Source organism: Thermodesulfobacterium commune DSM 2178 (assembly GCF_000734015.1).
GTDB lineage: Bacteria > Desulfobacterota > Thermodesulfobacteria > Thermodesulfobacteriales > Thermodesulfobacteriaceae > Thermodesulfobacterium > Thermodesulfobacterium commune.
This window is the reverse complement of sequence record NZ_CP008796.1, coordinates 1,526,269-1,539,344: the sequence shown is the minus strand read 5'-3', so window position 1 is coordinate 1,539,344 and position 13,076 is coordinate 1,526,269. Positions and strand designations below refer to the sequence as shown.

10 protein-coding genes and 1 pseudogene are annotated in these 13,076 nt (G+C 35.2%); 2 read left to right on the top strand and 9 right to left on the bottom strand.

The genetic code is table 11. The features are described from left to right. Nucleotides 1-17 precede the first annotated feature (17 nt). From HL41_RS07780 to ispF, 4 genes and pseudogenes are all read right to left on the bottom strand, one after another. A complete protein-coding gene (locus HL41_RS07780) occupies nt 18-1,232 on the bottom strand; it encodes a cation:proton antiporter (protein WP_038062776.1) in 1,215 nt (404 codons plus the stop codon). 30 nt (nt 1,233-1,262) lie between these two features. Next, nucleotides 1,263-3,266: pseudogene (locus HL41_RS07775) on the bottom strand (cation:proton antiporter domain-containing protein). A gap of 127 nt (nt 3,267-3,393) precedes the next feature. Continuing rightward, nucleotides 3,394-3,858 (bottom strand): FKBP-type peptidyl-prolyl cis-trans isomerase, encoded by a 465-nt coding sequence (locus HL41_RS07770; protein ID WP_038062774.1) that lies wholly within the window; start codon nt 3,856-3,858, stop codon nt 3,394-3,396. 141 nt (nt 3,859-3,999) lie between these two features. Beyond that, nucleotides 4,000-4,476 (bottom strand): 2-C-methyl-D-erythritol 2,4-cyclodiphosphate synthase, encoded by a 477-nt coding sequence (gene ispF / locus HL41_RS07765; RefSeq protein ID WP_038062771.1) that lies wholly within the window; start codon nt 4,474-4,476, stop codon nt 4,000-4,002. A gap of 220 nt (nt 4,477-4,696) precedes the next feature. Here ispF and HL41_RS07760 point away from each other — a divergent pair, with 220 nt between their 5' ends. Then, nucleotides 4,697-5,998, top strand: a complete 1,302-nt coding sequence (locus tag HL41_RS07760) for a hypothetical protein (protein WP_038062770.1) — start codon at nt 4,697-4,699, stop codon at nt 5,996-5,998. Here HL41_RS07760 and HL41_RS07755 read toward each other — a convergent pair. Then, nucleotides 5,995-6,921 (bottom strand): hypothetical protein, encoded by a 927-nt coding sequence (locus tag HL41_RS07755; protein WP_022854768.1) that lies wholly within the window; start codon nt 6,919-6,921, stop codon nt 5,995-5,997. The genes HL41_RS07760 and HL41_RS07755 overlap by 4 nt on opposite strands. Before the next feature lie 22 nt (nt 6,922-6,943). Further along, nucleotides 6,944-7,591, bottom strand: coding sequence for a hypothetical protein (locus HL41_RS07750; protein ID WP_051754593.1), 648 nt, complete (start codon nt 7,589-7,591; stop codon nt 6,944-6,946). Between the two features lie 77 nt (nt 7,592-7,668). On the opposite strand from HL41_RS07750, the gene HL41_RS07745 reads away from it, so the two are divergent. Continuing rightward, nucleotides 7,669-8,874, top strand: a complete 1,206-nt coding sequence (locus HL41_RS07745) for an IS256 family transposase (protein WP_038549552.1) — start codon at nt 7,669-7,671, stop codon at nt 8,872-8,874. Here HL41_RS07745 and HL41_RS07740 read toward each other — a convergent pair. The 3 genes from HL41_RS07740 to HL41_RS07730 are packed head-to-tail and all read right to left on the bottom strand — an operon-like array spanning nt 8,804 to nt 12,985. Next, on the bottom strand, nt 8,804-9,814 hold the full coding sequence (locus tag HL41_RS07740; RefSeq protein ID WP_038060570.1) for a tetratricopeptide repeat protein: 1,011 nt from the start codon (nt 9,812-9,814) through the stop codon (nt 8,804-8,806). The two genes, HL41_RS07745 and HL41_RS07740, sit on opposite strands and share 71 nt — an antisense overlap. After that, complete coding sequence (locus HL41_RS07735; RefSeq protein WP_038060568.1) at nt 9,811-10,611, bottom strand: polysaccharide deacetylase family protein; 801 nt, start codon at nt 10,609-10,611, stop codon at nt 9,811-9,813. The genes HL41_RS07740 and HL41_RS07735 overlap by 4 nt, the downstream gene beginning before the upstream one ends. Next, nucleotides 10,598-12,985, bottom strand: coding sequence for a tetratricopeptide repeat protein (locus HL41_RS07730; RefSeq protein WP_038060565.1), 2,388 nt, complete (start codon nt 12,983-12,985; stop codon nt 10,598-10,600). The genes HL41_RS07735 and HL41_RS07730 overlap by 14 nt, the downstream gene beginning before the upstream one ends. Nucleotides 12,986-13,076: the final 91 nt, after the last annotated feature.

Genomic DNA, 13,076 nt, shown 5'->3' with positions numbered 1-13,076 from the left:
CCTATTTAGGCTAAAGGCTAATACTTAAACAAGGTAGGTTGTCTCCAAATTATTTTAAGGACTATAGGAGGAAGAAAGGTAGTGATACCAACGACAAAAACCATTACCGCATATAACATTTCGTCATAAACCCCGCTTATCCTGCCAAATTCAGCAAAAATGAGGCCAACCTCTCCTCTTGGCACCATAGAAAAGCCTACGCTTAACCTTTCTTTCCAATCACCTTTAATCATCAACCCTACAGCAAGTTTTCCTAAAATAGCTACCACCGAAAGAACAAGGCTTAAAAACCAAAAGGTAGCAGAGGAAAAATCTATCACTTTAAGGTTAAGTTGAAGTCCTACGTAAACAAAAAAGATAGGAGTAAAAAGATTTAATAACGGTTGGAGAGAAGTTTCTATCTTGTGAACGATTTCTTTATCGGTATTTAGTGCTATAGCAAAAGGAATGGTAAACCTGCGAGAAAAGGCAATTCCTGCGGTAAAAGCTCCTAAGATTTCTGGAGATCCTATTTCATGAGCAGCATAGGCAAAAAACAACATCAAAGCTACCACAACAGGAGGAACAAAATCTACGGTAGACAACCTCTTAGCTATGAACGATATGATATAAGCTAAAAATTTTCCCAAAACCGGAGCTATCAAAAAAAAGGTTGCGATATATGTCATAAACAATAAAGTATTTTTTATCTCTACCGTTTGGGTTTTTGAAAACTCAAAAAGAATAGATAGAACAACTACCCCAAAGATATCATCAAGTACCGCTGCTCCCAACACTATTTGGGAGAATCTTTCGTTAAGTTTACCTAAGTCCTCAAGTACCCTTATGGTTATACCTATACTTGTAGCTGTAAGGGTACCTCCTATAAAAAGGGCTTGGGTGAGATTTAAGTCAAAAACAAAAAGAGAAACGCTCATACCTAACAAAAAGGGGAAAACTGCCCCGATTAGAGCCACTTCTAAGGCCCAAAAACCCACCTTTTTTAGCTGCTTTAAGTCTGCCTCAAAGCCTATATGAAACAACAAAAATATGATCCCAAGTTCTGCTAAAATTTGTATTACCTTGTTAACAGGAATTAATCCTAAGACACTCTGACCAAGCAAAACTCCTACTAAAATTTCTCCTATCACCGAGGGAATACCAAACTTTGCAAAAATATCTCCTGTCAATCTTGCCAAAAACAAAATAATCCCGATGTACAAGAAAAGTACATGAATTTCTAAGTTTTCCATCTATCTACACCTCTTTAGATATTACAAACTTTAAGGTTCAAACTCTTTTAAATAAGCCTGAGCTTTTGCCAAATCCTCTTCTTTGCCTATCAAAATTAACACATCCCCTTCTTCTATTTTTTCTTCAGGAGAGGGATTTATTTAAAACTCAGGGCCTCTTTTTATGGCTATGATGGTAACCCCTGTTTTCGATCGAAGTCCCAACTCTTTTATAGACTTCCCTGCCAATCTATATCCCTTTTTAACCAAAAAGTTCTGGATGTTTTCTCCTTTTAAAAATTCAAGCCCTTCTAAGAGTTCAAATTTTAAATCTTGGACGTTTCTAAAGGCTCTATAATGTTTGCTTCTCAAGTTCTCTAAAAGTTCATAGATAACGTTTTTAGGAACTTTGTAGGTCTCTAAAACTTTAGCAAACATCTCTATAGAAACCTCAAACTCCTCAGGTATCACCTCATTAGCCCCTAATTTTAGCAACTCTTCCATCTCAGCTACAAACTTACTTCTTACTATGATGTAAAGCTGTGGATTTTCTTTTTTAGCTATAGAAACGATCTTCCTGGTTGCTATGACATCTCCCATAGAAACCACTAAAGTTTTAGCTTCTCTAACCCCAAATTTAAGTAATATCTCTCTGTTGGTAGCATCTCCAAAAAATATAGGTTCTCCTTTTTGTCTGTAATTCTTAACTGTATTAGGGTTCATTTCTAAAATAACATAAGGTATTTTTAAGGTTTTTAGTCCATAAACGATGTTTTTTCCTGCTACCCCAAAACCTACTACTATAGTATGATCTTTTAACTCAGCTTTTTCCTCTTTTATCTTTACAGCCCTTCTCTTTTGATAACGAACATACAGCTTAGAAGAAATCTTTGACAGGAAAAATTCTGTAAGGTTATGACTAAACTGAATCCAAAAAGGAGTTATAAACAAAGAAGCGATCGAAGCCCCCATAAACACCTGGTAAAACTCTTCAGACAAAAAGCCCATCCTTTTGCCTTCTAAGGCTAAAACAAAAGAAAACTCTCCTATCTGTAAAAGATAGAAGGTGGTTAAAAGGGCTACCCTTAGGCTTCTGTTAACCAGTAAGGTCGCTATAAAAATACCTGCAAACTTAACCAGCAGCATAACTCCTAAAAGGGCTAGCGTTTTTAAGAAATTGTTTAAAAGAAAGGTAGGGTTCAGTAAAAGTCCTATTGACACGAAAAATATAGCCATAAGAAGGTCTTTTAAGGGTTTAATTTCAGCTACGCTTTGATAGGCATAGTCTGATTCAGAAATCACTAATCCTGCTAAAAAGGCACCCAGAGCCAGAGAAAGACCTATTTGATAGGAAAAAAAGGCTGTTCCTAAAGCAAGGCTCAACAAGGTCATCAGAAAAAGCTCACGACTTTTGGTTTTAACTATCTGATGGAAGATATAAGGAACGGCGTAATAAGCTACCAAAAATAAACCGATAATAAACCCAAAGGATTTAAAAATCGAAAAAAAGAGACCTCCTAAGCTACCCTCTTTTCCTGCTAAAATGGGCAGCATAAGCATTACAAACACAACGGTTAAGTCTTGAAAAATTAATACCCCAAAAGAGGTGCGACCATAAGGCGAGTTAATCTCTCCTCTATCCATCAGCATCTTAAGCACCAAAGCCGTGCTACTCATAGCTACAAGGAATCCATAAAAAACTCCGTTTGAAAATGAGGTCTTTAAAAAGACTAAGCTTAATCCTAAAATCAAAAGGACTGTTAAAAAAACTTGTAAAAAACCTGTTAAGAGGACTTCGTTTCGGTAAGCTATCAATTTTTTAATAGAAAACTCTATACCTATAGTAAACATCAAGAAAATAACACCCATCTCAGCCAAGGTTTCTATTAAGTGAACATCCTTTAAAAGACCTATACCATAAGGACCGACTAAAATTCCAGTGATTAAGAACCCGATTACAGAAGGAACTTTAAGCTTAGTAGTTGCCCAGACAACAGGAATACAACCTAAAAAAATGAGCAAAAAACTTTTTAAAACCTCAATCAAACCTTCCATAGTTATGAAATTATAACTAAAAAAACAAAAAAGTAAAACTTTTATGGGAAGTTAAATAAATCTGAGAGTTTTAAAGAGTTTTAAACAAAAAGCCCTGCTTCTAAACGAAGCAGGGCTTTTTGGATGATTAAAGAACGATGTTTTCTTCGTCTGGGGTGAGAATTTTTTCTAACCTAATTTTAAAAATTAAATCTTCTCCTGCTAAAGGTGGATTAAGGTCTAACACTATCTCCTCTTCGGTAACCTCTAAAATGGTTGCAGGAAAGGTCATCTCTCCTTGAGGAGTATCAACGATGAGGTTTAACATCAATCCTGGCTCTGGAGCTACATCCAAACTCAATGCCTCTCTAGGAATAGATCTTACCAAGTTTTCATCCCTGGGACCAAAGGCCTTTTCTGAAGGAATAAGTACTTCTTTTTCTTCTCCCTCTTCCATTCCGATCACCGCTTCAGAAAGTCCAGGTATAATCTCAGCAGAACCAACCTGAAAGATAAAAGGTTCTCCATCATAGGTGTTTTCAAAAACCTCACCGTTTTTCAGTTGACCTACACAATGAATGCTTACTACATCTCCTAACTGAACCTTACGCATAACTAAACTCCTTATTTTTTAAAAAATGATAGAGGTTGAAAGACAAGAGGATCGGACTCTTGAGTCTCTCACCCTTCTACCTTAATTTTTAACAATACCACATAAGAAGAAAAAAACAAGTCTGATCTAAAACAAAAGAATCTAACAATTGTCTTTTAACACTACCAAACCAAAACAAGCAATAACTTCCTTGTTACCTTCTAAAAGCAATCCTTCAGCACTTCTAGCTTTTATTCCTATATCTAAAGGAGAGAGCCCTGTAAGCTCTGCTATACGAGTTTTCATCAACTCGTAGTAGGGACTTAATTTAGGCTGGTCACAAACAAAGGTAAGGTCTATCTGGTGGATGGTGTACCCTTTTTCTTTTACTTTTGAAAGTGCTTGTTTTAAAAGCTCAGTACTATCTATATCCTTATACTTTGGGTCTTTATCAGGAAAAAGAGTACCTATATCAGGCAAACCTGCAGCAGAAAGCATAGCATCTATAAGTGCGTGAAGCCCTACATCGCCGTCCGAATGTCCTAAAAGTCCCTTTTCAAAAGGAATTTCAACCCCGCACAACCTTAATGGCCTTCCTTCAACCAAACGATGTAAGTCAAAACTAAAACCAAATCGCAAACTCTTGCCCCTTATTAGAACTACATTATTAGAACTACATATAAAATATAGCATCTAAAAAGTTAAAAACCAAGGAATCTTGAAAAAATATATTAAACTCTTTTAAAGATTGCGCTTTACAAGTCAAACGTTACAAATAAGCATTCTTTTAGTTGAACCTTTAGACAATTACGATATAATTTTTATAAATTACTCTAAATTAAACTAAAAAGGAGTTTGTTTGGTTAAAAAAGGATTAACCTCAGATAGAAAAGCATTAGTTTTATTGATAGGCACCAACCCTCTGGCAAACTATGTAATTCCTCTTTATTTTAAGACATTTCATAACTATAGAAATTTCGTTTTTATTTTTTCTGAAGATAACCAAGTACAAAAAGGTACCCAAATTTATGCTGAAAGGGTAAAAAATCTTCTTCATCTACACCCCGACCAGGTATTTTTAGTTCCGCTAAAGGACATAGGTAATGTTCAGCAGATTCTTGAAGACCTTGATACGGTAGGTATATGGGAACAATTTGATGAAGTCCATCTAAACTATAAACCTGGGACCAAACCCATGGTAGTTGGGGTCTATAACTTTTTAAAGAATTTTTATCAGACCCGTTTTTCAGCTTCTTACTTAGACACAAGAAGGTTTAAAATTGTGTATGACAGCGGAGACATCTTTCCGGTATTAGGAGACTTGAGAAATTATCTTTTTCTTGACATTAAAACTTTACTTAAGTTGTCTCTTTATGAAAAATTAAAAGCAGATAGCTGGGAAGATTTTAAGTTTAAAGAAACTTTACAAACCATTAAAAAAGTAGTTATAGAAGAAAACAGGATAGAAGAGTTTTTGTCCTGGCTTGAAAATCCTTTTAGAAGAATTTTTAAAAACGATAAAGACCTTTTTAAAACAGCAAAAAGGTTTAAAGAGCATCTTAAAAAACCTGAAATCAGAAGTTTTATAGAAACCTTAGAAACATCTACCCCGGATTTTGTCTGGGAAATATTGGAAAGTTTACCAGAAGACAAGAAGCTTACTGAAGGAAGAAGCCTCTGGGTTCCACCTGAAAACCTTGGTAAAGAAGCCCTTAAACAAAGGGTCAAGGATTCTATAGAATTTTTAGACGGTCTTTGGCTTGAATGGTATGTATATGGAGAATTAAAAGAAAAACTTGAAGACCTTGGGCTTAAAGAAAAAATGCAATTTGGGCTTTCTCTTAAGGCTCAAAAAGATTCAAAACCTTTTGAACTGGATCTTTTTATCATAAACGGTTATCAGTTAATAGGTATCTCGATTACCACAGAAGACAGGTCTAACATCTGCAAACTTAAAGGGTTTGAGATTATCCATAGGGTTAAACAGATAGGAGGAGAAGAGGGCAGAGCTTTTCTAATAACCGGATTACCTCAAGAAAAAGTCAAAGAAACCCAGAAAGACCTTTCCTTTGTAGACGGAAGTTTAGAGTCAAAAATCGTGATCTACGGAAGAGAAGACTGGAAAGAAATAGGCCTTAAACTTATAGACGAAGTTTTTTAATCTCCCTTTAGCTTAAGAAGTTCTTCCACCACCCTTCTAAGTCTTATAAAACCTTCTTTAGACCCTCCATGGTCTGGGTGTAATACTTTAGCCCTTTTTCTAAAAAGGCCTAATATCTCTTTTCTATTAGCTCTTTTTATTTCTTCTATAGGTACCTCAAGATAATAAGAGGCTTCTTGATAAATCTTTTCAATCGAAACAAAAATCATAGGCTCTCTCGGATACCCCTTATGCTTTTTAAAACCCTCATCAAAATATAACCAGAGGTATCTACAAAAATAATTTTTTAAAAGCTCTTCTTTGTTTAATCCCATACAAAAACTTTCATCCTCTAAAACTTGGCAAAAATTTTTTAAAAACAAAACATCTACCTCTTCTTCTTTCATCTTATAAGGTAGTCTTAACACCCCAAAAATTGCCCTTACATACTTTATTTTTTCCCTATAAGGTAGCTCATCTTCCATATCCCAGAAAAAGTTTTCAAGCTCGTCTCTTGATTTTTCCATAAGGTTTTTTAAAAAAGGAAAAGGATGAAAAAGAAACTTGTCTGGTTCAAGGACCCCAAGCTTCAAAACCAAATACCTTTTTATATCAAAGGGATGTAATACCTCTAAATTAAGCGATTTTTTAGATTGTTTTCTTGTTTTAGGTTTTTCAAACTGAAGGATGATTCTTTGGGCTTCGGGATTTAAAAATCTGAAAAATAGTTTTTCTAATTCATGCTGATCGGTAGGATATCCTAAGGATTCTAAAACCTCCTCTAATTCTATAGAAAAGGCTACATCACTATAATAGGTGATATATTTCTCTGGATTGGTCCCTAAGTTTAATACAAGTCTGCTTTTCCAGTAAGGTGCCTCATAGTAGGATTCTTTAAGGCTGTATTCATAACCTCCTGGAACCGGTCTTCTTGCTATGTACATAATATTATGTTTCTTTTTTTACCTAAAAAACATATTTTAGCAAAAATCCTGTTTGATAATATTTCCATCCAGAGGTCGTTCCTGCTGCGTAGTTTCCACCTTCTATCGACATTTCAAAGTTCAGGTTTTCGTTAAGTTTAATCCCTAAAGTGCCTGTACCTCCATAAGCCTTATCATAGGACCAAAGTCCATAACGCCTAAAGGTTTGATGACCGATGAAAGGTTCCAAATAAACGTAAACCTTGGGGTTTTCGTAATAAATGGTTAAAAACAACTGATTTGACCAAAAATCATCAGGGTCAAAATATCCATGTCTTTTCTGTTTCTTAAAGTCTAAATAAACCACCCTGTATCCAAGGCTTACTGTAGGATTACCAAAGTTAATCTTATAACGAACAGAACCTTGGACAGAGTCTGCTTGGTTATCATCTGAATACCAACGACGATTATAATTAGCATAAAAAGAAATACGGTCTGTAACCGACTGATTAATAAAACAATTTATCGATAAAACCCTTATTACGTCTTCCATAAGCTCTGCGGTATCTGTCAAGACACTTTTATTAACATTTAAACCCACACTACCTCTCCCAGCCAACAGATTTAAACCAACCCCTCCTATGGGAGTAGAATATAAATTGTGTCTTTTAATAAAATATTTTAGAGGCATAATAAAAATTTTTAATATTTTTTAAATTAATGATAACATAAAACCTAAAAGACTAAACTAACCAGGAGGTCTGTAAAATGAAAAACTTAGACTTAGATTTAGAAAAAGTTTTAAGTGAAATCTCAAAAATTGAATCAAAAGAGGGTATCAAAATGGCTGCTGCACTCCTCTTAAACGCTCTCATGAAAAAAGAAAGAGAAATATTCCTTAGAGATAGTATTGATAATAAAGCTAATGGTTACTATGAAAGACAACTTGCCTGTTTCTTAGGTAACCTTGGTATCTCTGTCCCAAGAGATAGAAAATCTGAATTCAGACCTGCTATTCTTCCTCCTGAATGGCAAAAAGCTGATGAATCTTTCCAGGACTTTATCCTTAACCTCGTTCTCCAAAGCTACTCCCCCAATAAAATCAAAGCCCTCTTGCAATCTATGAAACTTCCCTACTCTCCAGAACAAATAGAAGAAATTAAAGAAGAATTGTATAACCAAGCCAAAGAATTAAAAACCAAAGAATTGCCAGAAAATTTGTTTGCTATGTTTATAGACGCTTATCATACTCAGATAAAAGATACCGAAGCCAACAGAATCAGAAAAGCAGTTATTTATAATATCATCGGAATAGATATGGAGGGAAGAAAAAATTTACTTTCTTATTACATTTATTTTGGTTCAGAGACGAAGGAGGACTGGCTCCAGATACTTAATGATTTGATAAAGAGGGGAGTTAAGAGGGTTATGGTAATAGTGAGTGATGATTTTCCTGGCCTTGCTCAAGCCATAAAAGCCCTTTTTCCTGAGACAGATCATCAGCTTTGTTTTGTACACATGCAAAGGAACATCAACAGGAACATGTCTAAGCAGGATGCTAAAAAATTTTATGAGGAGTTAAGCATTATAAAGAGGATAGAGGAGTATGAGAGGGCCTTAATTAGATTTGAGGAATTATGTAAGAGTTATGAGAAGAAGTATCCAGCTTATATAAAGGGACTTTTGAAAAAGAAGGAGCATTATTTTGTTTATAAGAAATATCCTGAGGGGGTGAGGAGGTATATATACACGACGAATGTGGTTGAGAATATAAATAGCAGGATAGAGCTGATAAGGGTAAATACAGGGGGATATTTTCAATCAATCAAGACAGCAGAGGTTGCGATATACATAACAGTAAGTCGGATTCAGAAAACGAGATGGCAAAAACCACTTCCTTTAATTAAGTCTGCTTTATACGAATTGAGGCAAATGTTTGTAAAGAGATTTTATAAGGAGACACAATTCTCTTGACAAGTGTCCCTCCTATCACAAAGGTCTTATCTTTTCCTCCTTGAGAAAAACCTAAGGAAACAGAACCCCATAGAGGATGGGTTAACCTCTTACCTACTTCAAAGATTAATTCATCAGAGTAAGAGGTTCGCAGATTATCTGAGCCCTCCCTATAGATATAATTACCCGCCACCCTAAAGTCTTTCAGATAGGTTTCAAACCCTAACCGATAGGTATAAACTTCGTTTTCGTCGGTATCATGAAAATAAGAAAATCCTGTTAATACAGCAGGATTAAAGATAGATTTTTTATACAACTCAAGGTCTTTTACGTCTTTTTCCTGATAAGGATACCCTGGCTTTAAGAGTTTAAAATTTTCTTCTAATTTAGAAGGTATCCTTAAACTACCATAAGCATAAGCCTTACCTAACCTGGCGTCAAAATCATCCCTTTTGGCAAGGATTTGATCGTACAGATCTAAAGCCTTATCAGGCCTTCCCAAAAACCTCAAAGCATTAGCCTTAACCAACAAAGCTTCTTCATCAGCAGGGGCTTTTTTAAGCAAAGCGTCAACCATACTTAAAGCTTCTATCTGTCTTCCTTGCCAAGAAAGCACCCTTGCCAGCTGTAGGATTGCTCTGCGATTTTGAGGGTCTTTTTTCAAAACCTCTCTTAAAATCTCTTCTGATTCCTTTAGTTTTCCTCCCCAAGAAATTCTGGTAGCCATGGTAATAAGCTCTTCTATCTCATAATCTTTATACAACCGAAGAGCTTCTATATATTCTATAGCAGCTTTTTTGATCTCTCCTTTCTTAAACAGCTCATCTCCTGCTTTTTTATGCTGAAAGGACTGTTCCTTGTGTGTATTTTGAGAGGTTAAAACCATAGTTTCTGCTAATCCATAACTTTGTCCTAAAAACAATAAAATCAAAAATAAAATCACAACCCCCAATTTTTTCATAGGTTCTCTCCTCCTTTCATAACCAAGTTTTTAAAGTCTTCTAAACTAAAATAATGGTTCAAATTAAACCTTGGGATAAACTGAGAATTTAAGGCAGGGTTATAATAAGTTTTCTCTATAGTTTCTTCTTCAGACATAAAGATATATTTAAACCCAAGCTTTTTTAAAACTTTAACATGCTCAGAAGTTAACCTTTCTCCCAAAGGAGACGAAAAGGTAGTAACCTCGATTTTTAGGTGTTTAAAAGCCTCTTCTTTAAACCTTAAAAGATCCTCCTCAAACTTTTTCAAGCTCAACTTTTTACTCCAGTTAGGAAAGTGAAAATCATAGCTATGGCATCCTATCTCAAGTAAGCCTTCATCGAGAATTTCTCTATATTCATCCCAGCTTATGAACCAGCCTTTACCAACTTTACTACCTATAACATTCATCACCACCTTAAACCTGTACTCTCTTAAAAGAGGATAGGCATATTCCAAAAAGGTATAACTCCCGTCGTCAAAGGTAAGCATAATCTTTTTTCTTTTTTTTGCCAAACTTTGGTCTAATTCCTGTGGTAAAAGGGTCTCAAACCCTGATGAGTAAAGAATTTCCATCTGAGAAAAAAACTCCTCAGGGGTAACGGTATAAGGTGTAAGAGGTTCATAGGCTATCTCATGATAAAGTAAAACCGGGAAACTTTCCTCTTGAGAAGCCTTTTTTTCCTCAGAGGAAAAAACCAAAGAGTTAGGAGTCAAACTTCCAAGGCTTGACAAAACTAGTAACTTTAACGTTTCTCTTCTGCTAATTTTTCTCATTTTTTAAGTACCTTTGTAAAATAAAATAACTCTTTTTTAAACGGGTATGAAAAGAGGGAACGTTCCATTTTTCCCAAACATACGTATTAATTTTGTCCTTTTCTGAAGGATTAGGCCTAAAATCAAGTACTTTTAAAGCTCTGGGAGGGTTTAATGGGGCAGGCTTGTAACTTATCACCACCACCCGGATACCGTCAGACTCCTTCCAAAGGATATCTTTTTCCTTCCAAAACATTTTTCTTGAGCTTGGGTCTGAAAAATTTAAAAGCTCCCAAGGTAGCCTGATCTCTATCAAGTTATCTTTTATGTAAAAATCTGCTAAACTATCAAAATCTGGATTTTCTGGCTTAAGGCTACCAAACCTTAGGCTACTTAAGTTATAAAATTTTGGACCAAAAAGTTTTTTAAAATCTTTGGTAACCCTTCTCATGTTGGTCTTACATAATATCAAGTTCCATTTTCCTGCAAGGCTTTTTTGCGGAAAAACCTCTTTTTTAGGAGAAAAAAATTTGTCATGGGAAAGCATTTTATTATAAGACGAAGCCACAAGTAATCTGGAACTTTCTTTTCCGGTAATATGCAACAAAAATTTTAGCCCTACAGGAGAAACAAGGTTGATACCAGCAGGGAAAGAAAATTCACCATATTCTTTATGTCCAGTATCTATCCCGACAAAAAATTGAGTCTCTTTTAAATTTATCTTTGTTGAGACCTCTACCAGGATGTACAAAAAACCCTCATCATTAGTAAGTCTTATCGATTTTATCTCTCCTTCTTTGTTTAGAGGGTTAAAGTTTTTGTAAGCTATGAAAGCTTCTTCCCATTCTTTAAGTTCACCAGATAAAGAAACTATCTTTTTAGGATATCCAGGATATACTTCTAAAAGTCCGTAGTTTTCCTCTGGGTCCTGCAGATTAAACCATAGAGACTTTCTCTCTCTTGGTAAATAGTACTTCATAAAAAGCCAGTTTACTTTAAACCATTCGTCAGCCCAGCTAAAAATCACATATCCTGTACAGTTTGCCTTTTCAATGTCTTTGATCATCTCTACCAAGATTCTTCCTTGTTCAACCTCATTTTTTCCACCATGAGTCCAACCATGGACTTGCCAGTGAGCAGAAGCTCTACTTGTAGGTATACCAAACTCTGCGATTAACAAGGCTTGCCCTTTATGATGTTCTTTGAGACGCTTTAAGTAAGCCAAATAAGGTCTTTTTTCTGTTAAAAACTCATAGTTCATAAAATCTGGATAGTAGGGATAAACGTGATATGAAGAAAAAAAACAGTTAAAAGAGCTTTTTATTTTATAGGTATCAAAAACTTCCATGTCTTCGTTCTCGTTACATTTTTTTAAGTTAGGTTTTACTCCGATAAAAAAAGACTCTTCATCTTCTATGTTGCTTTCCGTAGGATGTTCTATAGGGTCAAGGGGTATCCAGTTTACCACAGAAACCAACGGTAAATGCCCATAGGTCTCATAAGAATAGTTTAAAAGATAGTCTAAAATCTGAGTATTCCACACCTCAAAGGGATTCCCTTTTTCTATGTAAAGATATTTTCCGTAGAAATCTTTATCTTTTCTCGCATAACGTTCGTTATATCCTTTAACCAAACAGGCTTCAGGTTCTCTTCCAAAAAGATATCCTAACAAGAAAGGGGATATATCCCACAGATATTTTCCCGAAGGGAACCCAGGTCTTTCAGGGAGGCTGGCATTTCCATGAACAGCATCAACCACATCCCTTATATGGGTTTTTAACCTGTTTAAAAACTCTAAATCATCGAGTACCTCTGCCCTCTCAGGTTCATACCAAATTCCCTGCAGCAAAAAAAGCTTAGGCTCTTTTTGGTTAAACTCATATAGTGCCTGATAAAACCCTGGAGATTGAAGAGCGTATACTCGAATGGTGTTTATCCCCATTTCATGGATTAATTGAAACCATTTCAAATAAGTTTTCATTTTTATCGGATACTCTCCAGGGAAATAACCAGGAAGAGTAAGCCCGAGGTTAATCCCTTTTATCCAGAATTTTTCCCAATTTTTTTGTTTTTTAATGTAAACATAGTCTCCTTCAGTCTTAAATCTAATTTCTTGATGGGAATGTTTAATTTGCACGTCTTTTAATAGCTCTCCTATCTCTTCTATCTTTTTTTGAGCTCTTTCATTTTGTGGGTCTATTTCAAGTAATTTATGATAAGCCCAAAGGGCAGAGGAGAAATCATTGAGATGATAGTAAGCTTCAGCCACCCCTAACCATCCCTCTTTTTTAAATCCTTGATGATTTATAGCCTCTTTAAATAAGTTTAAAGCTTCTTGATAATCCCCTCTATTTAAAGCCTCTTGTCCTAAAAACAAAAATTTATTCAACACCATTTAGTTATAACACCTTGACTTTTTTGACTACCTCCCATTTCTTATAGCCCAACAAAAATTGGAGGGTAGCCTGAAACCTGAAAAAGCTGGT

Bases quoted from the DNA above. Each gene is read 5' to 3' on its own strand.
- HL41_RS07735 (WP_038060568.1), bottom strand. From the start codon at position 10,611: ATGAGAAAAATTAGCAGAAGAGAAACGTTAAAGTTACTAGTTTTGTCA.
- HL41_RS07750 (WP_051754593.1), bottom strand. From the start codon at position 7,591: ATGCCTCTAAAATATTTTATTAAAAGACACAATTTATATTCTACTCCC.
- HL41_RS07730 (WP_038060565.1), bottom strand. From the start codon at position 12,985: ATGGTGTTGAATAAATTTTTGTTTTTAGGACAAGAGGCTTTAAATAGA.
- HL41_RS07780 (WP_038062776.1), bottom strand. From the start codon at position 1,232: ATGGAAAACTTAGAAATTCATGTACTTTTCTTGTACATCGGGATTATT.
- HL41_RS07740 (WP_038060570.1), bottom strand. From the start codon at position 9,814: ATGAAAAAATTGGGGGTTGTGATTTTATTTTTGATTTTATTGTTTTTA.
- HL41_RS07770 (WP_038062774.1), bottom strand. From the start codon at position 3,858: ATGCGTAAGGTTCAGTTAGGAGATGTAGTAAGCATTCATTGTGTAGGT.
- HL41_RS07745 (WP_038549552.1), top strand. From the start codon at position 7,669: ATGAAAAACTTAGACTTAGATTTAGAAAAAGTTTTAAGTGAAATCTCA.
- HL41_RS07755 (WP_022854768.1), bottom strand. From the start codon at position 6,921: ATGTACATAGCAAGAAGACCGGTTCCAGGAGGTTATGAATACAGCCTT.